Origin of the sequence: Mesonia algae, from assembly GCF_003253545.1 — a bacterium.
Taxonomy (GTDB): domain Bacteria; phylum Bacteroidota; class Bacteroidia; order Flavobacteriales; family Flavobacteriaceae; genus Mesonia; species Mesonia algae.
Map to the genome: position 1 here is coordinate 315,565 of NZ_QKYV01000004.1, position 23,585 is coordinate 339,149.

The 23,585-nt window shown below is 32.9% G+C and carries 22 protein-coding genes; 13 read left to right on the top strand and 9 right to left on the bottom strand.

Features of this window, described 5'->3' with window-relative positions; translation table 11 throughout:
• Positions 1 to 6: 6 nt before the first annotated feature.
• Positions 7 to 549 carry a DUF3347 domain-containing protein gene (locus LX95_RS08870; RefSeq protein WP_111541082.1) on the bottom strand — a complete coding sequence of 181 codons (543 nt, stop codon included), beginning with the start codon at positions 547 to 549 and terminating at the stop codon, positions 7 to 9.
• Positions 550 to 731: 182 nt separating this feature from the next.
• Between LX95_RS08870 and LX95_RS08875 the strand changes: the two genes are divergently transcribed.
• Together LX95_RS08875 and LX95_RS08880 are read left to right on the top strand one after the other, a co-directional pair.
• The gene (locus LX95_RS08875) at positions 732 to 1,106 is read left to right on the top strand and encodes a S24 family peptidase (RefSeq protein ID WP_111541083.1); all 375 of its coding nucleotides are present in this window, start codon (positions 732 to 734) and stop codon (positions 1,104 to 1,106) included.
• Positions 1,103 to 2,365: a Y-family DNA polymerase gene (locus LX95_RS08880; protein WP_111541084.1), complete on the top strand. Its 1,263-nt coding sequence runs from the start codon at positions 1,103 to 1,105 to the stop codon at positions 2,363 to 2,365. Before LX95_RS08875 ends, LX95_RS08880 begins: the two co-directional genes overlap by 4 nt.
• 237 nt (positions 2,366 to 2,602) lie before the next feature.
• Here LX95_RS08880 and LX95_RS08885 read toward each other — a convergent pair whose 3' ends face one another.
• From LX95_RS08885 to LX95_RS08895, 3 genes are all read right to left on the bottom strand, one after another.
• Positions 2,603 to 3,304, bottom strand: a complete 702-nt coding sequence (locus LX95_RS08885; protein WP_111541085.1) for a Crp/Fnr family transcriptional regulator — start codon at positions 3,302 to 3,304, stop codon at positions 2,603 to 2,605.
• A gap of 326 nt (positions 3,305 to 3,630) precedes the next feature.
• Positions 3,631 to 5,133, bottom strand: coding sequence for an aldehyde dehydrogenase family protein (locus tag LX95_RS08890; protein WP_111541086.1), 1,503 nt, complete (start codon positions 5,131 to 5,133; stop codon positions 3,631 to 3,633).
• A 211-nt stretch (positions 5,134 to 5,344) separates the two neighbouring features.
• Positions 5,345 to 6,178, bottom strand: a complete 834-nt coding sequence (locus tag LX95_RS08895; protein ID WP_111541087.1) for a helix-turn-helix domain-containing protein — start codon at positions 6,176 to 6,178, stop codon at positions 5,345 to 5,347.
• 264 nt (positions 6,179 to 6,442) lie between these two features.
• Here LX95_RS08895 and LX95_RS08900 point away from each other — a divergent pair, with 264 nt between their 5' ends.
• The 10 genes from LX95_RS08900 to LX95_RS08940 all read left to right on the top strand — a co-directional run bounded on the left by LX95_RS08900 (position 6,443) and on the right by LX95_RS08940 (position 15,692).
• Positions 6,443 to 8,869, top strand: coding sequence for a heavy metal translocating P-type ATPase (locus LX95_RS08900; RefSeq protein ID WP_111541088.1), 2,427 nt, complete (start codon positions 6,443 to 6,445; stop codon positions 8,867 to 8,869).
• Positions 8,870 to 8,992: 123 nt separating this feature from the next.
• A complete protein-coding gene (gene ccoS / locus LX95_RS08905) occupies positions 8,993 to 9,199 on the top strand; it encodes a cbb3-type cytochrome oxidase assembly protein CcoS (protein ID WP_111541089.1) in 207 nt (68 codons plus the stop codon).
• A 3-nt stretch (positions 9,200 to 9,202) separates the two neighbouring features.
• Complete coding sequence (gene ccoN, locus LX95_RS08910) at positions 9,203 to 11,407, top strand: cytochrome-c oxidase, cbb3-type subunit I (protein WP_111541090.1); 2,205 nt, start codon at positions 9,203 to 9,205, stop codon at positions 11,405 to 11,407.
• A 2-nt stretch (positions 11,408 to 11,409) separates the two neighbouring features.
• Positions 11,410 to 11,604 carry a CcoQ/FixQ family Cbb3-type cytochrome c oxidase assembly chaperone gene (locus tag LX95_RS08915; protein ID WP_111541091.1) on the top strand — a complete coding sequence of 65 codons (195 nt, stop codon included), beginning with the start codon at positions 11,410 to 11,412 and terminating at the stop codon, positions 11,602 to 11,604.
• Positions 11,601 to 12,572 carry a cbb3-type cytochrome c oxidase N-terminal domain-containing protein gene (locus tag LX95_RS08920; protein WP_111541092.1) on the top strand — a complete coding sequence of 324 codons (972 nt, stop codon included), beginning with the start codon at positions 11,601 to 11,603 and terminating at the stop codon, positions 12,570 to 12,572. The genes LX95_RS08915 and LX95_RS08920 overlap by 4 nt, the downstream gene beginning before the upstream one ends.
• A gap of 38 nt (positions 12,573 to 12,610) precedes the next feature.
• On the top strand, positions 12,611 to 12,913 hold the full coding sequence (locus LX95_RS08925) for a cupin domain-containing protein (RefSeq protein ID WP_245924748.1): 303 nt from the start codon (positions 12,611 to 12,613) through the stop codon (positions 12,911 to 12,913).
• Between the two features lie 16 nt (positions 12,914 to 12,929).
• On the top strand, positions 12,930 to 14,351 hold the full coding sequence (ccoG, locus tag LX95_RS08930) for a cytochrome c oxidase accessory protein CcoG (protein ID WP_111541093.1): 1,422 nt from the start codon (positions 12,930 to 12,932) through the stop codon (positions 14,349 to 14,351).
• Positions 14,352 to 14,387: 36 nt separating this feature from the next.
• Positions 14,388 to 14,528, top strand: coding sequence for a hypothetical protein (locus LX95_RS14600; protein ID WP_170116596.1), 141 nt, complete (start codon positions 14,388 to 14,390; stop codon positions 14,526 to 14,528).
• 4 nt (positions 14,529 to 14,532) lie between these two features.
• A complete protein-coding gene (locus LX95_RS08935) occupies positions 14,533 to 14,979 on the top strand; it encodes a FixH family protein (protein ID WP_111541094.1) in 447 nt (148 codons plus the stop codon).
• A 2-nt stretch (positions 14,980 to 14,981) separates the two neighbouring features.
• Positions 14,982 to 15,692, top strand: coding sequence for a sulfite exporter TauE/SafE family protein (locus tag LX95_RS08940; RefSeq protein ID WP_111541095.1), 711 nt, complete (start codon positions 14,982 to 14,984; stop codon positions 15,690 to 15,692).
• Between the two features lie 51 nt (positions 15,693 to 15,743).
• On the opposite strand, the gene uvrA is transcribed toward LX95_RS08940, so the two are convergent.
• From uvrA to LX95_RS08955, 3 genes are all read right to left on the bottom strand, one after another.
• Positions 15,744 to 18,284: an excinuclease ABC subunit UvrA gene (gene uvrA, locus LX95_RS08945; RefSeq protein ID WP_111541169.1), complete on the bottom strand. Its 2,541-nt coding sequence runs from the start codon at positions 18,282 to 18,284 to the stop codon at positions 15,744 to 15,746.
• A 135-nt stretch (positions 18,285 to 18,419) separates the two neighbouring features.
• The gene (locus tag LX95_RS08950) at positions 18,420 to 19,085 is read right to left on the bottom strand and encodes a DNA-binding response regulator (protein ID WP_111541096.1); all 666 of its coding nucleotides are present in this window, start codon (positions 19,083 to 19,085) and stop codon (positions 18,420 to 18,422) included.
• Positions 19,086 to 19,088: 3 nt separating this feature from the next.
• Positions 19,089 to 20,759, bottom strand: coding sequence for a tetratricopeptide repeat-containing sensor histidine kinase (locus LX95_RS08955; RefSeq protein ID WP_111541097.1), 1,671 nt, complete (start codon positions 20,757 to 20,759; stop codon positions 19,089 to 19,091).
• A 729-nt stretch (positions 20,760 to 21,488) separates the two neighbouring features.
• Here LX95_RS08955 and LX95_RS08960 point away from each other — a divergent pair.
• On the top strand, positions 21,489 to 22,346 hold the full coding sequence (locus tag LX95_RS08960; RefSeq protein ID WP_111541098.1) for a phosphatase PAP2 family protein: 858 nt from the start codon (positions 21,489 to 21,491) through the stop codon (positions 22,344 to 22,346).
• An 86-nt stretch (positions 22,347 to 22,432) separates the two neighbouring features.
• On the opposite strand, the gene LX95_RS08965 is transcribed toward LX95_RS08960, so the two are convergent.
• Together LX95_RS08965 and LX95_RS08970 are read right to left on the bottom strand one after the other, a co-directional pair.
• Positions 22,433 to 22,972: a hypothetical protein gene (locus tag LX95_RS08965; protein ID WP_111541099.1), complete on the bottom strand. Its 540-nt coding sequence runs from the start codon at positions 22,970 to 22,972 to the stop codon at positions 22,433 to 22,435.
• A 47-nt stretch (positions 22,973 to 23,019) separates the two neighbouring features.
• On the bottom strand, positions 23,020 to 23,547 hold the full coding sequence (locus LX95_RS08970) for a DUF421 domain-containing protein (RefSeq protein WP_317047025.1): 528 nt from the start codon (positions 23,545 to 23,547) through the stop codon (positions 23,020 to 23,022).
• Positions 23,548 to 23,585 lie beyond the last annotated feature (38 nt).

A 23,585-nucleotide genomic window follows, 5' to 3' on the forward strand; every position in this document is an offset into this window, starting at 1 on the left:
AACTCCTTATTTTATGGTCCCTTGAATAGAGCCACAGTGTAGCATTTTGTCTCCAAAATATGGATTCATAATTTCTTTAGATTGAGACAGCCAAAAAGCGCCTTTTCCATCAAAAGCCATAGGGCAATATTGTTTGTAGACTACATCTTTACTTGTTGAATCTTTTAAGTATTTCTCCATTTCAACAGACAAAGCATTAAAATGATGTCTTTGATCTTCTAGTGTTGATGAATTTTGGATATTCTCTACATGGGTTTTTATAGCTTGATTTGAATAATCAATTTTTTCTATAAATTTAGTTGCAACGGATTTAGTTTCTTCCAAATTAGAATTTATTAATCCTCTCTTAATTTTTCTATAGTACAAAAAAATATTTTGAGAATCTTCATGACCAAGGGATAAATCTTCATTCTTTTGTGACAAAGAGTTACTTACCTCTGTTCCATTTTTTGTTTTCTGATTTTGCTTATTATTTTTTTCTTCTTCATTGCATGATATAGTGCTTAAACCTATTAAAATGCTTGTCATCAAAATTAAATGAGTTTTCATAAGAGTATTTTTAAAGAAAATTATTTTTTTTAAAGATACTTTGAAACTAGAAAATAATGTCCCAAGTGTATAATAATTTTTAAAAGAATAATTAAGAATTACCTTATAAACAAAAAACTTTAGAATTAAATATCACAATGGATATAATCCTATTTTTAAGAATATATCCATATATTTGAATTATGGAAATAAAAGAATTTGGTAAATTACAAAGTAATAGGAAGAAGCATAAGGCTGAAGTCTCCATGCAAACAGGGTTTCCTAGTCCAGCCACACATTATTTAGAAAACACAATAGATTTATCTGAAGTTTTCGTGAAAAATAAAGAAGCAACTTTTTACATAAGAATAGGTGGAAGTGTTTGGGAAAATTTAAATATTTATAAAAATGATGTGCTTATTATCGATCGTTCTTTAAAATTTTCTCGTAGAACCATGGCGCTAATTGTAAAAGATGGAAGCTTCGATATAATAAAGTATCCATCATTAGAGAATAAAGAAGATTTAGAATCTATAGAACTATGGGGTGTCATCACTTACATTATCCATAAAGTATGATAGGTATAATAGATTGTAATAGTTTTTATGCTTCTTGTGAGCAAGTATTTAGACCCGATTTACGAGGAAAGCCAGTGGTAGTGTTGAGTAATAATGACGGATGCGTAATTGCGGCAAATAAAGAAGCTAAAGCTTTAGCTCATATCCCTATGTTCGAACCTGTGTTCAAAATAAAGGATCAACTTATAAAGAACAATGTCACCTTTTTTTCTTCTAATTATACCTTGTATGGAGAAATGTCTAATCGTGTGATGCGTATTTTAAAAGAATTTTCTCCAATCGTAGAAATTTATAGTATTGATGAAGCTTTTATAGATCTTTCTGGCTTAGATCATATAGATCTCGAAGATTATGGTCACGAAATTAAGAAAAAAATTATGCGCTACACGGGTTTGCCTGTGGGAGTTGGGATTGCGCCTACTAAAGTTTTAGCTAAACTAGCTAATCGTAGATCTAAAAAAGAGATCTCAAATAATCATGTTTACGTCATAAATTCAGAAGAAAAAAGAATTGATACACTACATTGGGCTAAAATAAAAGATGTTTGGGGTATCGGAAAAAAACATACAACAAGACTTCAGGAAATAGGAAAACATTCAGCATACGACTTTACACAATTGCCTTTAAGTTGGGTGAGGAAAAATATGACTGTAGTGGGGGAGCGTACGTGGAGAGAATTAAGAGGAGAATCTTGTTTAAGTCTGGAAGTTATGCCTAAACCTAAAAAAGCAATAGGAACAGCAAAATCTTTCGGAAAAAAATTGACTAGCATTGAGCTTATAGAAGAAGCTTGTTCTTATTATATAAATGAGGTGAGTGAGGTTTTGCGTAGCCAAAATTCTTGTGCTAAATACCTACAGGTTTTCTTACAAACCAATTACCATAGTAATAATGACAAACAATATCATAATAGTATTACGGTTACACTCGAGACCCCTACAAATAATACCTTTATATTAAATACTGAAGGAAAAAAGGCTCTGCATCGCATCTTTAAATCGGGTTATCGCTATAAAAAAGTGGGAGTTTGCCTTAGCGGAATTGTTCCTGAAAATTACGTTCAAACTAATTTATTTCATCAAACTAGTGAGAAAAAAGGTTTAATGGAGGTTTTTGATAAAATTAATCAAAAATTTGGGAAATCTACTCTATCTCCAGCTCTGTTAAATAAATCTAAAATAAAAGAGTGGGAGTTGGTAAAAGAACAACGAAGTCCCAGATACACCACTCAATGGGAAGATATTTTGAAAATTCAATAAAAATTTAAATTATAACTGTAAATATTTGATAAATTATTTTTCATTAATAGTTTAATAAGTGATTAAAAAAAAAACAGCTTGTTAGAGTAAAATTACAATGCGTTTCGATTAAAGAAAAGATAAAAAAATGTAATTGAAATGATTCAATTTTTCAGGAATCAAACTAAAAATTATGGTAGAAAAGAGTGAAAATTATTTATTAATAAAAATAGAAAAGTTTAAATTTTCGCTTAAATTTTATAAACCTTCAACGATATGAAGAAGAGCTTTTTTATCGAGTATTTGGATTCGTTTTCCGGCTGTTAAAACCAACCCTTCTTTTTTCAATTTAGTAAGTGTGCGAATTAATAATTCGGTAGCAGTTCCAACTACATCAGCAATATCGGCTCTTGAAAGTTGGAGGTATAAATAACCTTCTTTATCTGTTCCAAAATTTTCTTCTAAATAAAGTAAAATTTCAGCTAATCGCTGTCTTACTGTTTTTTGAGCCATATTAACAATAATGTCATCTGCAAACTTTAGTTCTTGTGCCATATGCTTTAAAACGGCATTGGTGAAAACAGGATTGGTTTGCAATGGCTCTTCAATGTGTGATTTAGGAATAAAACAGACTTCCATATCTTCAAGGGCTACGGCGCTTAGATTAGTGGCTTCTGAAGAAATAACTGAACGATGACCTAATACCTCTCCTTTAGTAGCAATTTTCACGATTTGATCACGTCCATTATCACTCATTTTAGAAAGTTTGGAGATACCATTTCTTACGCAAAACACGCCACCTAAGCGTTCTCCTTCTTTGAAGATGATATCACCTTTTTTAATGGTTTTGGTTTTTTTATTATCGGCCATTTGCTTTAATTCCTCTTTTTTTAAGGCTTTAAAGCTATTCATTTGTCTGATAATACAATTCTCGCAACGCGAATGTTCGTGATCACTCATAGAGATACAAAAGTATAGGAAATTAAATACATATACTCAGAAATTTTAACCATTAAGTGAAATTTTTTGATTTTTACTAAATTCTTATTACTTATTTCAGGTTAAAATTAAAACCTTTATTTATTGTTGATTTCAATAATATGGATATTACTTCTAAAAAACCAAAATTCAATTTTCCTACAAATCCATTCCATTAAATAAGAGATTCTAATAGTTTGAGGGTTTTATGGAGTATGTTAAAAGATAAGTATGCTTTTTTTTATTATAAATAAGAAAACCCCAGATTAATCTGAGGTTTTGTATAAAAATCTATAGGTTTATTTTAATTAAAAGAATCCCATTGGTTTTTTATCATAAGAGATTAACATGTTTTTTACAACACGATAATGATCTAAAGCCATTTTATGGTTTTCACGACCAAAACCAGATTCTTTTACTCCACCAAAAGGTGCGTGAGCAGGGTAGGTATTGTATTGATTTACCCAAACTCTACCAGCTTGTATAGCACGTGGTACTTGATATAATTCGTGCGCATCACGAGACCAAACACCAGCGCCTAAACCGTAAGGTGTATCGTTTGCAATTGCAATAGCTTCTTGTGTAGTTTTAAATGTTGTTAGTGCTACTACAGGTCCAAAAATTTCTTCTTGGAATACACGCATTTTGTTATCTCCTTTTAAAACGGTTGGTTGTACGTAGTAACCATCGGCTAATTCACCTTCATAGTTACCAGCTTCACCACCAGCTAAGACAGCTGCACCTTCTTCAATACCAATTTTAATATAGTTTAATATTTTTTCGTATTGCGCTTTAGATACCTGAGAACCAATCATTGTTTCTGGATCTAATGGGTTTCCTGGTTTAACTAATTTTAGACGTTCTTGCATTTTTTCAACAAAACGATCTGCAATATCTTCGTGAACCAAAATACGAGAAGGAGAAGTACATATTTCACCTTGATTTAAAGCAAACATTAAAGCACCTTCTACAGCCTTGCTGAAGAATTCATCATCTTGATCTGCTACAGATGGGAAGAAAATATTAGGAGATTTACCACCTAATTCCATCGTTACAGGAATAATATTTTCTGCTGCATTATGCAATACCGTACGTCCAGTTTCTGTAGAACCTGTGAAAGATAATTTAGCAATTCTGTTAGATGTTGCTAAGGCTGCACCAGCTTCTTTACCAAAACCAGTGACGATATTTAGTACACCTGCAGGTAAAATATCACCAATTAGTTCCATCAAGGCCATAACACTCGTAGGTGTTTGTTCTGCGGGTTTTACCACAGCTGTACAACCTGCTGCTAAAGCTGGAGCAATTTTCCATGCTAACATTAACATAGGGAAGTTCCAAGGAATAATTTCACCAACTACACCAACTGGCTCGTGTAATACAATACTAACAGTGTCTTTATCGTGTTCTGAAATACTACCTTCATCTGCACGAATAACTCCTGCAAAATAACGGAAGTGATCTATACAGTAAGGAATATCTGCCGCACGTGCTTCACGAATTGGTTTACCATTATCAATAGTTTCTAGCGTTGCTAAATACTCTAAGTTATCTTCCATAACCTGAGCAATTTTTAATAACGCATTGCTACGTTCTGTTGCAGATGAGTTGCTCCACGCTGGGAAAGCCTCGTGTGCTGCATCTAAAGCAAGATCGATATCTTCTTGTGTAGATCTTGCTGCTTGGGTAAATACTTTTCCATCTACGGGAGATCTGTTTTCAAAATATTGACCTTTAATTGGGTCAACAAATTTACCTCCAATAAAGTTTCCGTATCTTTCTTTAAAATCGGGTTTTGTTACATTTGCCATATTACTGTGTTTTAATTTTTTTTAAATTCTGCTTGAAAAACCAAGCGTTTGTAATGATGGTACAAATGTATAATGGAAGAGGAGTTTCTTATTTATTGAAATGGTTCAATAACTTATGAAAACAGTTCAAGTTGTGTTTTTTAATGTTAAGTAAATATTGATGTAAGTTTAAGTATTTGAAAATCAAATTATTGTAAATGTTTTGTGTTTTTTACATTTCCGTTGGACTAATTCCAAACTTGTTTTTGAAGGCTATGCTAAAATTAGATAGGTTATTATATCCTATATCTAAATAAATATCAGACGGTTTTAAATCGCCTCCCTGTAAAAGTTCTTTAGCCTTTTGTAGTCGTTTATCTTTTAACCATTTGCCAGGCGCTTCTTTGTATTCTGCAGTAAAGTGTCTTTTAAACGTAGATAAGCTCATATTACACAAAAAGGCAATTTCCTCTAATTTTAAATTAGAGTATATGTGATCTTCTACTATATTTTTAAAAGGCGATACTTCTTTAGATATTAAAGCGTGTAAGTAATGTTCAAATTCGCTGCCATATTTGTCTAGTAAATACAAAAGAATTTCTTCAAATTTAAGTGATAACATCGCATCGCAATAGGCACTGTTTTCAAAGGTCTTAGACGATAACGAGCTTATAAAAGAGGCAATATAATTATCGTTTTCAATCACAAAATAAGGTACTTTTTCTTGATATGGCTTAACGTCTTTAGTGTACTTGCTTAAAAAACCGGTTAGTTTTTTTTCAGAAAAAAAGAAGAGTTTACAATAGTAAATCGCTTGGGTATCTAACAGTTCTGTCCACAACCAGTTTCCTTTTTTTAATAGTAATGACTGTTCGCTATTAACAGCTTTAGAAGTATTGGCAAAGTGTACTTGCTTTTTTCCTACTTGAAGAAAGCTAAACATATTCATACTTAAATTTACCTTACTTTTAACCACATCACTAGTCATTTTAAAGTCGTACACAAAAATGTCTTTACTTTCGGTAGGATTATCTAGGTAGATTTCAGGAATATTTTCTATAGCCATTCAAGTTCTTTTTTTAGTCTATGGAATAATCTATAAAACCAAGTCGGCAAGTTAGCGCGTATTTTTCAGTAGTCAATGAAAGAGACTAAAAGATTCCAATGCTTTTTTGATTATATATATTCAAATATTGATGTAGAATTTTCCTTAATGAGCCTATTTTAGTAATAATATTATCCAACGATTAATTCTAAAAAGTGAAACTGACAAAAGTCATCTTTTTAAGACTTCATTCTCTAGACCTTTGCTATAAGTTTAGAGGAAGTTATGGAAAATTGTTATCACTGTGGAGACGCTTGTGCCGATAAGACGATTGAGCATCAGAATAAATTTTTCTGCTGTAATGGTTGTAAAACTGTATTTGAAATTCTGCATGAAAATGACTTAACGTATTACTACGATTTACAAGCAAATCCAGGTAAAACACCCCTAGAAATAGAAGGGAGGTTCGATTTTCTCGACAACCAAAACATTTTAGATCAATTATTAGAGTTTAACGAGCAAGATACTCAAATTGTCTCCTTTGTGGTTCCTCATATTCATTGTAGCTCGTGTATTTGGGTATTAGAAAATTTAAATAAAATTCACCCAGCGATAAAAAATGCTCAAGTTAATTTTCCGCAGAAATCGGTTAGAATTACCTATAATAATTCAGAAATAACACTAAAAGAACTCGTCTTATTACTTTGTAAAATTGGTTATGAACCAAGCATTTCACTTGAGGATTTTAATAAAAAAGAAAAGAAAATAGACCGTAGCCTTATCTATAAGTTGGGCGTGGCTGGTTTTGCCTTCGGAAACATTATGTTTTTATCTTTTCCGGAATATTTTGAAGTGAGTGAATTTTGGCTAGATCAATTTAAAATACTTTTTCGGTGGTTAATGTTTGCATTTTCTGTGCCTGTGGTTTTTTATTCAGGTAGAGATTATTTTATTTCAGCATATAAGGGTTTACGTTCTAAGATTTTAAATATAGACGTTCCTATTGCTATAGGTATTTCGGTACTGTTCTTACGATCTACCCTAGAAATTGTAATGGATTGGGGGACTGGCTTTTTTGATAGTCTTGCGGGATTAGTTTTTTTCTTATTGTTAGGTAAATTTTTTCAACAAAAAACATATGCGTTTCTTTCTTTTGAGAGAGATTATAAATCTTATTTTCCGATAGCTGTCACTCAATTAGTTGAAAACTATCAACACGATCAAAAAAAATCAGATAAAACTAATTTCAGTAAAACTGAAATTCAAACACCCGTTTACGAACTTGAGCCGGGCAATCGCATTTTAATACGTAATAATGAACTTATCCCAACCGATGGAATTCTTATAAAGGGAGCTGCACTGATAGATTATAGTTTTGTCACTGGAGAAGCAGCACCTGTAGTTAAACACTCTGGAGATAAAATATATGCCGGCGGAAAGCAACAAGCAGGAATTATTGAGATTGAAGTAACCAAAAAAGTAGAACAATCTTACTTAACACAGTTGTGGAATAATGAGGTGTTTAGTAAGAACAAAGCCCTCACTTTTGAAAATATTACCGACCAAATAAGCCGAAGATTTACACTCGTCATTTTAAGTATTGCGGTACTATCTACTATTTTTTGGCTTTTTAAGGATTTGAGTATTGCTTTTAATGTCTTTACAGCGGTTCTTATAGTTGCTTGCCCTTGTGCAATTGCACTTGCAGCACCTTTTACATTGGGTAATATGCTACGCATTTTTGGAAAACACAATTTGTACCTCAAAGAAAGTTTGGTTATCGAACAGATGGCAAAAGTTGATACAGTAGTTTTTGATAAAACAGGAACTCTTACTACGCATAGCAAAAACTTAATCAGTTATCAAGGTATATCGCTCACAGAGATTGAACAAAAAGTCCTAACCAGCACTTTACGAGCATCTAACCATCCATTAAGTCGAGCTTTGTATGAATTTCTTCAAGGAAATGAGATCTATACTTTAGATGATTTTGAAGAAAAGACTGGAAAAGGAATTTCGGGACTTTACGGAAATACAAGCGTTAAAGTTGGGAGTTATACGTTTGTAGGAAACAAAAATCTAATTTCTGAAACCGAAACGACCCAAGTTCATATAAGTATAAATGAAGACTACAAAGGTTGTTACATACTGCATAACAATTATCGGGAAGGAATGAAAAAACTCTTTGCGAAATTGAGTGAAACCGCAAATCTTGTGGTGCTTTCAGGTGATAATGATGGCGAAAGAGAATTTCTTAAGAGTCAATTACCACCATTCTCACAATTAAAATTTAACCAGAAACCAGACGATAAACTCCGTTACATTAAAAAATTACAAGAGCAAGGTAAAAAAGTAATGATGGTTGGTGATGGATTGAATGATGCCGGAGCACTAGCTCAAAGCGATGTTGGTATAGCAGTGTCTGAAGATATAAATGTTTTCTCCCCAGCATGTGATGGGATAATCGATGCTAAAAAATTACAAGGGTTAGCTCAGTTTATGTCGCTTTCGCGGAAATCTATACGAATTATTAAATACGCATTTGTTTTCTCTCTTTTTTATAATCTAATAGGATTAGGTTTTGCCATTACAGGTAATCTAGCTCCTGTAGTAGCAGCTATTTTAATGCCCCTTAGCTCGATAAGTATTGTTGTATTTACCACTATTAGTACGTATTTGCTAGAGCGGAAAACAACATTCAAAAACTCTTGATAATGAAAAGAAGTTAAGTCGTTTTTAATTAAAAAATGAATTCAAATAAATTTTCTTTAACTGACAAAAGTCATCTTTTAGGAAACATCATCACGGTAATTTTACACTATCAATAAAGTAAGCATGAGTATCATCTATGTATTAATTACCGTAAGCGTTATCGTAGCTATCATATTCTTTATCGCATTTATTTATTCCGTAAAGAAAGGGCAATACGATGATACTTATACGCCATCCGTGAGAATGCTATTTGAAGATGAACTTGTTCATCCAAAAAACAATAAAAAGGAAACTAATAATAAAGATTTAATTAAAACCAGTAACCAATAAATTATGCAAACAGAACAATTTTACTACGATAATAAGATCGTAAAAAAGTTTGTGAATGCCACTATCTTCTGGGGTATTATCGGAATGTCAGTTGGACTTCTGCTCGCTTTCATGTTTTTATTTCCCAATGTAACCGATGGTATTTCTTGGTTAAGTTTTGGGCGTTTACGACCCTTACACACCAATGCGGTAATCTTCGCTTTTGTAGGGAACGCAATTTTTGCAGGGGTCTATTATTCTTCCCAGCGATTGCTTAAAGCAAGAATGTGGAAAGATTGGTTAAGTAATTTAAATTTTTGGGGTTGGCAAGCCATTATTGTAGGAGCTGCGATCACATTACCATTAGGTTATACCACTTCTAAAGAATATGCCGAACTAGAATGGCCATTTGATATTGCAATAGCATTAATTTGGGTTGCTTTTGGAGTTAACTTAATAGGAACTATCCTAAAAAGAAGACAGCGTCATTTATATGTAGCTATTTGGTTTTATTTAGGAACTTTTGTAACCGTTGCAGTTTTACATATTGTAAATAGTATAGAACTTCCTATTTCGGCATTAAAGAGTTATTCTGTATATGCTGGGGTACAAGATGCTTTGGTACAATGGTGGTACGGACATAATGCAGTTGCATTTTTTCTAACCACTCCTTTTCTTGGATTGATGTATTATTTTGTTCCGAAAGCTGCCAATAGACCTGTTTATTCTTATAAGTTGTCTATTGTTCATTTTTGGTCCTTAATTTTTATCTATATATGGGCAGGACCACATCATTTACTGTATTCTTCATTACCCGATTGGGCGCAAAATCTAGGAGTAGCATTTTCTATTATGCTTTTAGCACCTTCTTGGGGAGGTATGATTAACGGACTTTTAACCTTGCGTGGTGCTTGGGATAAAGTGCGTACAGATCCTGTACTTAAATTTATGGTTGTGGCAATTACCTGTTACGGGATGGCTACGTTTGAAGGGCCTATGTTATCTCTAAAAAATGTAAATGCGATTGCTCACTTTAGTGACTGGGTTATTGCACACGTTCACGTAGGAGCATTAGGTTGGAATGGTTTCTTAACCTTCGGGATGATTTACTATTTGGTACCTAAACTTTTCAAAACCAAATTATGGTCAACTCAACTAGCCAATGCACATTTTTGGGTAGGAACTTTAGGAATCATTATGTATGCACTTCCTATGTACGTAGCTGGATTTGTACAAGCTTCTATGTGGAAACAGTTTAACCCTGATGGAACTTTAACTTATGGAAACTTTTTAGAAACTTTAAATGAAATCATTCCTATGTATTGGATGCGTGCTATAGGAGGTACTTTATTTATCGTAGGTTCATTTATTATGTTGTACAACATTGTAATGACTGTTCGTCAAGGGAATGAAGTAGAAGATGAACTAGCAGAAGCTGCACCATTACAAAAAGTAACTAAAAAACGTACCTCAAAAGAAGGTTACCATACTTGGTTAGAAAGAAGACCTGTAAAATTAACCATTTTTGCTACGATCGCAATATTAATAGGAGGTATGGTTCAGATTATTCCTTCCTTAATGGTAGATGAATATGTACCTGTTATTTCTACGGTAAAACCTTATACGCCTTTAGAGTTAGAAGGTAGAGATATTTATATACGTGAAGGTTGTGTTTCTTGTCATTCTCAAATGATAAGACCTTTCCGAAGCGAAGTAGAGCGTTATGGGGAGTATTCAAAATCGGGAGAATATGTATATGACCATCCATTTTTATGGGGTAGTAAAAGAACGGGTCCAGATTTAATGCGAGTAGGGCAAAAGTATAGCGATAATTGGCACTTAAATCACTTTTATGATCCGCAAAGTACAAGTTCTGGTTCTATTATGCCTTCATACAAATGGCTTATAAAAAGTAAGTTAGATAAATCTCAAACTGAAGATAAGATGGAAGCGATGGTTTCTCTTGGGGTGCCTTATACACCAGAGGAAATAGAGCGCGCTCAACAATGGATGGATGAGCAGGGAACACAAATAGAAAAAAACCTATATGCAGATCCAGATTTTGTTAAAACCTATGAAGCCGATAAAAAATATGCTCAAGAAAACGGAGAAACATTTATTGAAATGCGTAATCGGGAAGTGGTAGCACTTATTGCATACTTACAGAGGTTAGGTACAGATATAAAAATTAAGACTCAAGACGAAATAACTGCTAACAAAAATCAATAGTTATGCTAAAATTTATAAAAGGTAACTTAGAAAACATAGATGGGGTAGCAATCTACCCTATCATATCTCTGCTTATTTTTTTCATCTTTTTTGTAGTGCTTTTTTGGTGGGTTTTTACCGCAAAAAAAGAACATATCACAGAAGTAAGCAACATTCCATTAGAATTAGATAAAAATCAAAAGGAATTAAACCTATGAAGACAACAGCAATTTTAAGAATAATAGGATTTTCAATTTTTGGTTATTTTTTCCTGAATTGGATTGGTACTACAGGAGAAACATCGGTTTTTGAAGAACAAGCGTGGTGGTGGGCTCTTTTAGGTTTTTTAATCATAGCCTATGCAGCAGCTGAAATTTGTGTAGGAGCCTTAGAAAGTGTTCTACGCCGAAGCTTGAAACCAGAAGCTCTAGTGGAATACGATGAGAAACGTGTATTAGAGAAAAAGAATCAATTTAGATGGTTAAAAGAGACTTATAAAAATTTATTAGGAAGCCAACCCATAGAGCAGGAAGGAGAAATTATTCTTGACCATAATTATGATGGTATTCGTGAGTTGGATAATAAATTACCACCGTGGTGGGTATATGGTTTCTATGCCTCTATCATTTTTGCGGTGGTATATATGGCGCGCTATCATATTTTTGATGGCATAAACCAAGATGAAGAATATCAAATAGCTGTAGCAGAAGCTAAATTAGAGATTGAAGAATACAAAAAAAATGCTAAAGATTTAGTAGACTTTAATACGGTTGAACTATTAACCGATGCTGGTGATATTAAAGCAGGTGAAACCATTTTTACAGGTAATTGTGTTGCTTGTCACAAAGTTGGTGGAGCAGGAGGTATAGGTCCAAACCTTACCGATGATCATTGGATTTTAGGAGGAGGAGTTAAGAATGTTTTTAAAACAATTTCAGAAGGAGGACGTGCAGGAAAAGGGATGGTTTCTTGGAAATCCGACTTAAAACCTTCCGAAATGGCACAAGTAGCTAGTTATGTAATTAGCTTACATGGTTCAAATCCACCAGACGCTAAAGAAGCTGAAGGCGAAATATGGGTAGATGAAAATGCACCTGTAGAAGAAATTCAAGTCAAAATGATAGACAGCACCAACGTAGAAGTGATTATAGAAGATCAGCCTGTAACAGAAGATGTTATTCAATAATTTTTAAAAAGTTATCCTGAATCAAAAAATATTAAAAAATGATGACCGAATTAGCTAAAAGCTTAAAGTTGAGCGATCAACCTGTGATCAAAAAAATACTTGACGAAAATGGCACAAAAGTTCTAGCCATAGGATTAAAGCGTGGTGTAGAATTAAAAGAACATGTGGCTCCGTGTAAAGCAAAATTATTGGTCATAAAGGGTGAGATAGACTTTAATACAAATTTAGAAAGTCGTCGATATGCTTGCTATGAAAGTTATGATATTCCAATCAACCTAAAACATAGTGTAGTGGCCTGGGATGACGCAATATTCTTATTGTTTTTAAATACTAAAAAATAAAGAATTACAAAAATTAATGGCAGAGCAGGGAAAAGATAATTTTAGAGATACCATTGGGACACTCAATGAAGAAGGAAAACGAGCTTGGGTTTTTCCTAAAAAGCCTGTAGGTAAGTGGTATGAATATAGAAAGTATGTGAGCTATATTCTTTTACTATTTTTATTTACTGCTCCTTTCATAAAAATAAACGGAAATCAATTCTTACTTTTTAATGTATTAGAACGACGTTTTAACGTTTTTGGATTTCCTTTTTGGCCGCAAGACTTCTATATTTTCGTTATGGTCATGTTGGTAGGAGTACTGTTTGTAATTCTTTTTACAGTGGCTTTCGGTCGGTTATTTTGCGGTTGGATATGTCCGCAAACTATTTTTATGGAAATGGTTTTTCGCCGAATTGAGTATTGGATAGATGGAGATCGAGGCAAACAAATGCGATTGGCTAAAATGCCGTGGAATAAAGAAAAAATTTTAAAACGTACTTTAAAATGGTCTATATTCCTAATAATTTCATTTTTAATTGCCAATATCTTTTTAGCCTACTTTATCGGAAGCGATCGGTTAGTGCGTTATATTACTGATGGACCTTCCCAGCATGGGAGCACTTTAATCTCCCTTATTATTTTTACGGGTGTATTCTATTTTGTGTTTGCATGGTTTCGTGAGCAGGTATGTATAATTGTTTGTCCTTATGGTAGGTTACAAGGGGTTTTACTCGATAAAAAATCTATTGTGGTAGCTTATGACCATAAACGTGGAGAAAAAGAAAAAGGCCGAGCAAAATTTAAAAAGAAAGAAAATCGAGCTGCAACAGGAAAAGGCGATTGTATTGATTGTTCTCAATGTGTACAAGTATGCCCTACAGGTATAGATATACGTAACGGTACACAGTTAGAGTGTGTAAACTGTACAGCTTGTATTGATGCTTGTAACAGTATGATGGAGGCGGTAGATTTACCCAAAGGTTTAATACGATATGCTAGCGAAGAAAATATCGAAGAGAAAACTAAATTTGAGTTTTCTCCACGTCTAAAAGGATACACTATCGTTCTTGGAATCTTAATCACTGTTTTAGTAGGAATGTTGTTTTTACGAAATGATGTTGAAGCAGATATTTTACGACTACCAGGCCAGTTATACGAACGCAAGGCAGATAATATTATAAGCAATGTTTACACTTACAAATTGGTAAACAAAACCAATAATGATATTGAAGATGTCAGTTTTAAACTATTATCTCATAAAGGAAAAATAACAGTGGTAAGTCATGATACTTTTTCTGTTCCAGCCGGAGAGTTCGCAGAAGGTACGCTATTTATAGAGGTAAATGCAAGTGCGTTGAGTGGAGATAAAGATAAAGTAGTTATAGGTGTATTCAGTAAAGAAGAACAAATAGAAACTACCAGAACCGCATTTTTAGGTCCAAGAAGTTATAAATGATGCTTATTAAAATACTTTACATAAATATTAGAGTAAATGGAAAATCAAAATAAAAAAAATTGTTGTAACGGATGTCAAAAAGGTCAACCTGGCAATAATGCCTCTTGCAAAGCCAAACAAATGGCTGAAAAGTTAAAAGAGGAAAAAGAAAAAAGAATGATAAGCACTAAAAACTAAACATATGAAAATTAATTGGGGAATGGGGTTAGTTATAGTAATGACCCTTTTTATAGGGTTTATTTCATTTTTTGTATATCGTATGACGACAGATCATAATTTAGAACACGATTTAGTTACTGAAGGATATTACCAAAAAGAAATGGAATTGCAAGGTAATATTTATGCACAACAAAATACAGCCGCTATGGAAAAACAAATAACGGGAATTAAAAATAAGATGGGTTATTTGCTTCAGTTTCCTGAAGGGTTCGATCCACATAAAATAAAAGGGATAGTGTCTCTATATAGACCATCTAATAAGAAACTGGATTTTGAAATTCCCTTAGAGCTTACAGATTCTAATTTGCTTATACCTGGCAGCCGATTGTTAGAAGGACGCTGGAATATTACTATAGATTGGGAATATGAAGGGAAAAAATACAGATTCAAAAAACAGATAACGTATTAAAAATGTTGCTATCAGCACTCATATTTGGTTTGTTAGGAAGTTTTCATTGTGTAGGCATGTGTGGTCCTATAGCTTTCTTACTTCCAGTAGATAGAAAAAACTCCGTAAAGCGAGTATTGCAAGTGTTGAGTTATCATGCCGGAAGATTATTTACTTACGGAATTATCGGACTGTTGTTTGGATTTTTAGGAAGACGTTTACAATTATTTGGTCTTCAACAGCATATTTCAATAGCCATTGGAGTACTTATGATCTTAGTCATTTTATTGCCTTCTAATATTTTTAGTAAATACAACGGCTCGAAATTTATATATAAATGGGTGGGAAAAGTTAAATCTGCTTTAGGAAAAGAACTCAAGCGAAAATCAATGGATAGCTTTTTTACCATAGGATTTTTAAATGGTTTCTTACCCTGTGGTTTAGTTTATATGGCTGTCTTTGGTAGTCTTGCATCGGGTAGTTGGTGGGAGGGAAGTCTCTATATGGTTTTCTTCGGAATAGGAACCATCCCCTTAATGACTACTGCAACCTATATTGGAAATTTTCTTAATACAAACTTTAAGAAAAAAATAATGAAAGCTATTCCAGTTTTCGTGATTATTATGGGAGTACTATTTATATTGAGAGGTTTAGGATTAAATATACCTTATATATCTCCTTCATCAACAGTATCTATTGAAGAAGTTTCGGCTAATCAATCCTGTCATAAATAAACCAGTAAATTCATAACTATTGAATTTACTGATTATCATATTTTTATAAAATTAATATTGACCATACAGCGTTTGATGCAAGTAAGGGGCAGTTTTACTTTGCTTGTTTTTTGCAACTGTCTCTGGTGTTCCAGCCACAACTACTTTTCCTCCTTCATCTCCTGCTCCCGGACCAACATCAATAACCCAGTCGCTTGCAGCAATAATTTGCATATCGTGTTCTACCACAATAACAGTATTTCCTGCGTTTACTAATTTAGTTAACTGAATTTGTAATTTTTCAACATCAGTGGGGTGTAATCCTGTTGTAGGTTCGTCTAAAATATATAACGTGTTTCCACGGTTTGCACGTTGTAATTCTTTAGCTAACTTAATGCGTTGGGCTTCTCCGCCCGAAAGTTCTGTGGCAGATTGTCCTAATCGTAAATAACCTAAACCTACTTCTTGTAATACTTGAAGAGGACGTTTAACACGATCTTCATCTTCAAAAAAGGATGAAGCTTGATCAACTGTCATATCTAGAATTTGAGCGATATTCTTTTCGCGATAAGTAACCTCTAAAGTTTCCTTATGATAGCGAGAACCTTCGCAAACAGGACAAGGAGCATATACACTTGGTAAAAACAGTAACTCTACCATGACAAAGCCTTCTCCTTCACAATTAGGACAACGTCCTTTTCCTACATTAAAAGAAAATCGACCTGCAGTATATTTACGTGACTTTGCGAGTTCGGTAGAAGCAAATAATTTTCTTACGACATCAAATAAACCAGTGTAGGTGGCTAAATTAGATCTAGGTGTTCTACCAATAGGTTTTTGATTGACCACGATCATACGTTGAATCATTTCCGCGCCAGCGATAATTTCTCCCTGAAGAGTTTCTATAGGATTTTGTTGTGAGGCTTCATCAAGTTCATCTTCAGATGAGGTTTTATTCCCCAGGTGTTGATTCATTAAATCGACTAAAACCTGACTTACCAAACTACTTTTTCCCGATCCTGAAATTCCCGTTACACTGGTTAATGTCCTTAGCGGAAAAGAAATCTCTAGGTCTTCTAAATTATTTCGAGTTACTCCGCTTAATTTTAACCAAGTCTCAGGTTTTCTAATCTGTGTTTTTTCAAAAGAGTTCTTATTGAAAAGATGAATGCCTGTTTTAGATCTTTCTATGTTTTTTAAGCCACCGGGAGGACCACTATATAAAATTTCTCCGCCACCTTCACCAGCCTCTGGGCCAACATCAACGATCCAATCGGCCTGATGAATTACATCTATTTCATGCTCCACTACAAAAAGTGAGTTTCCGCTTGCTTTTAATCTATCTAAAGTCTTCAATAAAGCTTTGGTATCAGCTGGATGCAAACCTGCAGAAGGCTCATCTAAGACATATACCACTCCGAATAAATTACTACGTACCTGGGTGGCGAGTCTTAGACGTTGATGTTCGCCAGGAGATAGAGTAGGTGTACTGCGTTCTAAAGATAAATAACCTAATCCTAACTCTAATAAAACTGAGACTCGACCAATTAAATCCTCGGCAATACGCTGCGCAACTATTCCTTTTTCTTGATGTTTTTCACTTAATTTATTTAACTCTAAAGCAGATCCATCACTGTAAGGTAAAAAAATGGAGTATAATTTTTTTAAAGGTAACCTTGAAATTTCTGCTATGTCATATCCCGCAAATTTGACAGATAGTGATTCTTTACGCAGACGTTTACCGTGACAAGCAGGACATTCTTTACTAAGCATGTATTTTTTTACACGCTCTTTCATAAGTTTACTTTGAGTATTTGAAAACGTATGTAACACGTGTTTTTTTGCCCCTGTATAAGTTCCCATATAACTAGGTTCGCTTTTTTGTTCTAAAGCTATTTGAACTTCTTCTCGATTTAAATTGCGATAAACAGGAACTTTAGGTTGTTCTTCCGTAAATAAAATCCAATCGCGATCTTTTTGCGGAAGGTCTTTCCATGGTATATCTATATCATAACCTAATGTTACTAAAATATCTCTTAAATTTTTGCCTTGCCAAGCTGTTGGCCAAGCAGCGATAGCTTTTTCTCTAATCGTTAAAGTATCATCAGGAACCATACTTTCTTCGGTTACTTGGTAAACCTTACCAAGACCGTGACATTCTGGACAAGCACCTTCTGGAGTGTTGGTAGAAAAAGAATCTGCATATAAAAGAGGTTGGCCTTTAGGGTAATCACCAGCTCGAGAATAAAGCATTCTAAGTAAATTAGATAAAGTAGTAACCGAGCCTACAGAGGATCTTGTAGTACCCGAACCCCTTTGTTGTTGTAAAGCAACCGCCGGAGATAGACCTTCAATTTCATCCACCTCAGGAATGGGCATTTGATTAAAAAGCCTTCGAGCATAAGGAGATACGGATTCTAAATATCTTCGTTGTGCTTCGGCATATAATGTACCAAATGCCAAAGATGATTTTCCAGATCCAGAAATTCCTGTAAATACCACCAAAGCATCTCTAGGTATTTCTAAGCTTACATTGTTGAGGTTATTTTGTCTGGCTCCCTTTATGGTTACAAAGCCTTTTTTATATTCTTTATGTTCTTTTGGTAGTTCCATGGCATCAGTTTGAACAAATAACATACCAACAAATTCTCAAGTAGTAATTTTGAAATAAAGAATTTTTATTTGACTGATAAAACCAATTTAGAACAGAATTATTTACCTGCTATAAAATTGTTAAATAACTCTCTTTTATATAAAACCTAAATCTTTTAACATGCTTACAAGGTGAGTTACATTATTAGCCTGAAACTGTATACGTAATTTATTAAGTCGTTTTTCTATAGTACTTAAACTATTAGGACTCATATTCTTTGCTTTTAGTAAAGAAGAAATTTGTTCTTGTGATAATCCTTTTGATAAAGCACTAATAATTTCTAAATCAAGGTCATCTATTTCTAACTGATTCGGATCTGAAATAGCATCTTTTACCTCTAGAGATAGGAAAGTTTTATTATTATAAACGTTAAGAATGGCTTGTTCTAGTTCTTGTAAGCCTTTTCTCCCTTTACATACATAAGCATCTATTTTTAACTGTGTAAAAAGAGAATTGATTTTTTGTGCTCTATCTTCTATAGAGTAGGCAATTATCTTTAATTGAGGATATTCCTTTTTAATTTTTGCGATAAGTTCTTCACCACCTTTTAATTCTTCGTTTCGGTAATCTTTTTTAAAGGAAAGATCGGTAATTAATAATTGAAAAGGTTCTTCGTCTATAAATGAACGTTTAAGTTTAAGATAGGCATCATCGCAATATTGAGAATCAACTCTATTTTTAATATTTAATTTATCTAATACACTTATAACACCATGATTGATGCTTTTTAGATCTTCGGCTACTAATACTTTTGTAAACATAAACTACAGTTTTAATACGGCTTTAAAACCCTGTTGAGGTTGTGTATCAAAAGTAATACTTCCTCCAATAGACTGCATACGGGTTTCCGCATAATGCAAACCATTTTTATCTTTTAAGAGAGTTCCTAAACCATTATCCTTATAAGTAATAAATATTTTTGAGCTATTTTGTTCAAACTTAAAAACGACTAATTTAGCTTGGCTGTGCTTTTTCATATTGATTAATAACTCTTGCAATACACGGTAAATAGTTATTTTTTTTACTTTAGATAAGTTTTTCCAATTGACTTTGGATAGAGGAGTATGAACAATAGAAGTTTCGTTAGTTTTAAAGTTTAAAAATAAGTTTTGAAGTATGACATCAAAAGGTTCTTCAAGCAGGAGTACACTGTTTTCTCTAGAGATATCTCTTGTTTTATTATAGATTTGGTTTAAATCATCTAACCACGGGTGAGTGGTTGGAGATAATGTTTGTGTTTGCACTTTTGTCATTAATTGATAAACATCGTTTGCTACTTCATCATGAATTTTTTTAGCAATTCTCCCTTCACTTTTAATAACTTCATTTAATTTATCACGTCTATGCCGCATTTTAAGAATAAAAAAGGTAGCAATAGAAATTACCAATAATAGAAGACCGCCACTTTGATAAAATATTTTCTTTTTTTGCTCCCGTTCTTTTAAAAGTTCATTTAAATCGGCACGTTCTTTTTCTTTTGCTTTCTCATATTTAAAAGATATGTATTTATTAGCAGCAGTGATTTCCGCGAACGCGATACTATCTTTTATATGTTTTAAAGCTTGATAGTCTATATCATTTTTAAGATCCATTTTTAAAGTTAGAACTTCTTCAATTGCAGGTATATTTTGCGTTTCTTGAGCAAGTTGGCTAGCCTTTTCTATCCATATTTTAGCAGTTTCTAGATCATTATTATGCTTAAAGTAAGTGCCTAGATGAAGGTAACTGGTGAGTAGTGCACCCGTAAAACCTATTGAATCTCGTAATTCTAAAGCTTGGTTTAAATGTGTTAAGGCATCTGGATGTTCTTGTCGGGTTTGTAAAACTCCTAGATTATCTAAAGCTCTTGCTTGCTGAATAATGTCTTTAGATTGCAAGCTCAATTGATAGGCTTTTCTTAAGTAATTTGTAGCTTCGGGATAATTATTTTCTTTGGCATAAGTTACTCCCAAATTATTAATTAAGGTAATTTTATATTTATCAGAGTCGGTTAAAGTGAGCGCTTTTTGATAATAGGAGCGTGCTTTAGAGTAATTTTTATATTCTCTGTAGGTTTTACCTAAATGATTATTTAAGCTCAGTTGAATTTGCTTAACTTGAGTAGAGGTAGTTTTAACTTCTTCTAAGAGTTTTAAAGCTTCTATAGCAGATTGTTCGCTATCGACTAAAAATCCTAATTTTTTCTGAATTATAGCTTGATGGTTATAAGCTAAAGCTTCCTTTAGTTTTTTATCTTGAGAGTGTGCTATTTGTTGTGACCTATCAAAAAAATCATAGGCTTTTAAAAGAGACTCAGTATTTTGGCTAGTTAAATAAAGTTTTTGATAATAGGAAGAACTATCTTTTAATTGCTCTTGTCCCTTAACGGAAAATGGAGTAATAAATGCTACTAAATAAAAGCATAAAAAAAGGAATGAAATATAGCTTTTTTTCATTCCTCGAAAATACAAACTAAAATTTAAAATTCTGTCGTCTTAATCTATTAGATTAAAATAGATATATGAGTACTTAGAACAGTGTTTTATTAAGTTTTACATTTATTATTCGTAAATGAATACAAAGCAGTTTATCATTTTCTTTGAGGTATAATACAAACGTAATTTGTGGTATAAGCTTAGTTTAAATTACTGTTCTTTTTTTACTGAAAAATGAATTCTTTTTAAATTAATTACTACATAGCCACTATCTTTTAATTTACTAGGTTCATTTAATTCTAGTTTTTTTGTACGGTGAGTTAATTCATTCGTCAAAGGTTGAGTAGTATAATTATTTATAATGTTGCTTACAAAAATTATACTGAGTATTGGAGTTAATAGAAAGGGGAGTAAGGGATTCAAGTTTTAATTTTTTGGGGATTACTATCCTTACAAAAATTTAAAACTTTACTAGACTTTCCTTACGGCTTACCGTAATGCATAGCATTTGTATCTCAATTTTTTCAGATTCATATATTCAATCAAAATACTTTTTTCTGAAGTTAAGTTTAAAATGAGTGGCTATTTGTTAAATAATTTTTTTAGCTTTTTTAGAGCTAACTTTAAAGAAATATATCTTTTCTTCATTTATAATATGTTATTCGTATTTTTGTCTGATAATTATTTCAATAATTAAGTATTTTATAAACTGTTATCAACCCTTTTTAATAGATCTCTAAAACACTCTATATGATGAAGTCTTTTCTTTTACTATTAAGTATTTTTTTCACCATACAAATTACAACTGCACAAGAGAATAAATTAGAGCTATCTAATAAGAAAGAGACCACCACCTGGGGATTAGCTAAGAATGATGCTAGACTTATGTGGGGAGGATTTAAACATGTTTACACGCGACCTTTAGAGTGGGATCAAGACGATTTTGCAGTTTTAGGAGGTGTAATTGTAGGTACAGCAGGATTAAATATTTTAGATGAAAGAGCTAATAGGTATTTTGATGATCAATCAGAAGATATACCTAGTATTATTAAAGATTTTGGTTGGTATTTTGGAAGTCCTCAAAATAATTACGGAGTAAATAGTGCTATTTATTTAGCTGGCTTATTTACAAAAAATAAAAAACTTCGAAAAACAGGAATATTAATGATTACTTCTGCAAGTGCTGCTGGTCTTATCCAAACTGTAAGTAAAACGGTAGCTGGTAGAGCAAGACCTAACGCTGGGGGGAGTTTATCTTTTAAGCCTTTTAGTAGTGAAGGAGGATATCATTCATTTCCTTCGGGACATACTATACTTTCATTTACCACCTTTTATGCTTTATCTAAGCAGTTTGATAATATTTGGGTAAAAGGAGCTTTAATTGGTGCAGGTATGGTTTCACCTGTATCTCGTTTATGGTCAGAGGCACATTGGCTTACCGATGTAGCTTTAAGTACAGCACTTACTGTTTTTGTTGTAGATGCTGTAGATAACTATTTAGATAAGGCTATGAATGAAGACCTAACTCAAGCTGAAAAAAAACAATCTAGGGTCTCTTGGCAATTACGCTTTGGAGGAACTCAAATAGGTGTAGTAGGAACTTTTTAAGAATTTCTTGGAATGAATTATTTTAACCCCTGTAGATGGGTGCGATTTATCTATACAAGTTAGTTCAATTTAATACAGCATAAAAATCATTCATCCTCATCTTGTAATTCAGGGTGATCTTCTACTTTTAAGCCTACAATAGAAATAAGTGTGGTAATGGTAAAATATAGCATAATAATTACTGCAACAATGGCACCGCACACAATGCTAGAAATAGAGGACCATACATAATAAAGGTAACTGTAGTATTTCATATCAATGCTGTCTGCCTCTATCAACGGGTTATTCATTAATAAAAAAGTGATAACGCTCACTATAAAAACACTAGCATCTAATTTTGCAATTTTAAGAATTCTCTTATAGTAAGTTTCTTTTAAAGTTGATTGTGAACCTGAACTAATATTAGTCAAAGTAAGTAACAGAGTTAAAATTGTAGCCGATCCCAGTACCACTGTATTAAAAAAGGTGTTGAGTCGTGGGAGGGAAGAAGTGATTAAATCTTTTGCTTCTAGACCAGATACGTGTCCCATTAAAAACATACCAGTGGATGTAATTATAGTAGCTAATAAACCGCCAACAAATGCAACTTTGTCAAACTTATCAATATTTGAATTAAATAATTTCATCTTTATAAAATTAAAGTGATGCTAAGAAATAATTTAGAAATTAATTGCTATTCTTTTACATCTTCTAATAAATAACTATTCAATGTTTTTGAATGATCTGATGTATGCAACACAGAAACACCTCCTGTAGTTTCAAATACAACAGCTCTAATTTCAGTCAACTCAATTACTTTAGCTTCTCTTAATTTGGCACGTAAATCAGATTCTGTAAGGCGCGCTTTCCGTAAATTTTCATGTAAGATGGTTTCTCCGTTCATTAATAGAAGTGGACGATTATCAACTAAAGATTGCACAAATTTAAACCTCCTTAATAATGCTACCGACATTTGTAAAAGGTACAACATAGCCAATCCGATAAGGCCTTTAGTTAGATTAACCGAAGAAGATAATATTACAGTTGCAAATAAAGATCCAATTGCTACAGTCATGGCAAAATCAAAACTAGACATCTTTGAGAAACTTCGTTTGCCAGACCATTTTGTAAATAGGATAATCCCTATATACAAGCCTACTGCACAAAAAAACATAAACACTAAGGTTTGGGTGGAGATGTTAAATAACTTATTAATCATCATAATTTCTTAATTTAAATAAACGTTTGTAACACAACTGA

What these genes read in the sequence shown, in the direction of transcription:
- LX95_RS08870 (WP_111541082.1), bottom strand. Translation starts at nt 549, where the DNA reads ATGAAAACTCATTTAATTTTGATGACAAGCATTTTAATAGGTTTAAGC.
- LX95_RS08875 (WP_111541083.1), top strand. Translation starts at nt 732, where the DNA reads ATGGAAATAAAAGAATTTGGTAAATTACAAAGTAATAGGAAGAAGCAT.
- LX95_RS08880 (WP_111541084.1), top strand. Translation starts at nt 1,103, where the DNA reads ATGATAGGTATAATAGATTGTAATAGTTTTTATGCTTCTTGTGAGCAA.
- LX95_RS08885 (WP_111541085.1), bottom strand. Translation starts at nt 3,304, where the DNA reads ATGAGTGATCACGAACATTCGCGTTGCGAGAATTGTATTATCAGACAA.
- LX95_RS08890 (WP_111541086.1), bottom strand. Translation starts at nt 5,133, where the DNA reads ATGGCAAATGTAACAAAACCCGATTTTAAAGAAAGATACGGAAACTTT.
- LX95_RS08895 (WP_111541087.1), bottom strand. Translation starts at nt 6,178, where the DNA reads ATGGCTATAGAAAATATTCCTGAAATCTACCTAGATAATCCTACCGAA.
- LX95_RS08900 (WP_111541088.1), top strand. Translation starts at nt 6,443, where the DNA reads ATGGAAAATTGTTATCACTGTGGAGACGCTTGTGCCGATAAGACGATT.
- ccoS (WP_111541089.1), top strand. Translation starts at nt 8,993, where the DNA reads ATGAGTATCATCTATGTATTAATTACCGTAAGCGTTATCGTAGCTATC.
- ccoN (WP_111541090.1), top strand. Translation starts at nt 9,203, where the DNA reads ATGCAAACAGAACAATTTTACTACGATAATAAGATCGTAAAAAAGTTT.
- LX95_RS08915 (WP_111541091.1), top strand. Translation starts at nt 11,410, where the DNA reads ATGCTAAAATTTATAAAAGGTAACTTAGAAAACATAGATGGGGTAGCA.
- LX95_RS08920 (WP_111541092.1), top strand. Translation starts at nt 11,601, where the DNA reads ATGAAGACAACAGCAATTTTAAGAATAATAGGATTTTCAATTTTTGGT.
- LX95_RS08925 (WP_245924748.1), top strand. Translation starts at nt 12,611, where the DNA reads ATGATGACCGAATTAGCTAAAAGCTTAAAGTTGAGCGATCAACCTGTG.
- ccoG (WP_111541093.1), top strand. Translation starts at nt 12,930, where the DNA reads ATGGCAGAGCAGGGAAAAGATAATTTTAGAGATACCATTGGGACACTC.
- LX95_RS14600 (WP_170116596.1), top strand. Translation starts at nt 14,388, where the DNA reads ATGGAAAATCAAAATAAAAAAAATTGTTGTAACGGATGTCAAAAAGGT.
- LX95_RS08935 (WP_111541094.1), top strand. Translation starts at nt 14,533, where the DNA reads ATGAAAATTAATTGGGGAATGGGGTTAGTTATAGTAATGACCCTTTTT.
- LX95_RS08940 (WP_111541095.1), top strand. Translation starts at nt 14,982, where the DNA reads ATGTTGCTATCAGCACTCATATTTGGTTTGTTAGGAAGTTTTCATTGT.
- uvrA (WP_111541169.1), bottom strand. Translation starts at nt 18,284, where the DNA reads ATGGAACTACCAAAAGAACATAAAGAATATAAAAAAGGCTTTGTAACC.
- LX95_RS08950 (WP_111541096.1), bottom strand. Translation starts at nt 19,085, where the DNA reads ATGTTTACAAAAGTATTAGTAGCCGAAGATCTAAAAAGCATCAATCAT.
- LX95_RS08955 (WP_111541097.1), bottom strand. Translation starts at nt 20,759, where the DNA reads ATGAAAAAAAGCTATATTTCATTCCTTTTTTTATGCTTTTATTTAGTA.
- LX95_RS08960 (WP_111541098.1), top strand. Translation starts at nt 21,489, where the DNA reads ATGATGAAGTCTTTTCTTTTACTATTAAGTATTTTTTTCACCATACAA.
- LX95_RS08965 (WP_111541099.1), bottom strand. Translation starts at nt 22,972, where the DNA reads ATGAAATTATTTAATTCAAATATTGATAAGTTTGACAAAGTTGCATTT.
- LX95_RS08970 (WP_317047025.1), bottom strand. Translation starts at nt 23,547, where the DNA reads ATGATGATTAATAAGTTATTTAACATCTCCACCCAAACCTTAGTGTTT.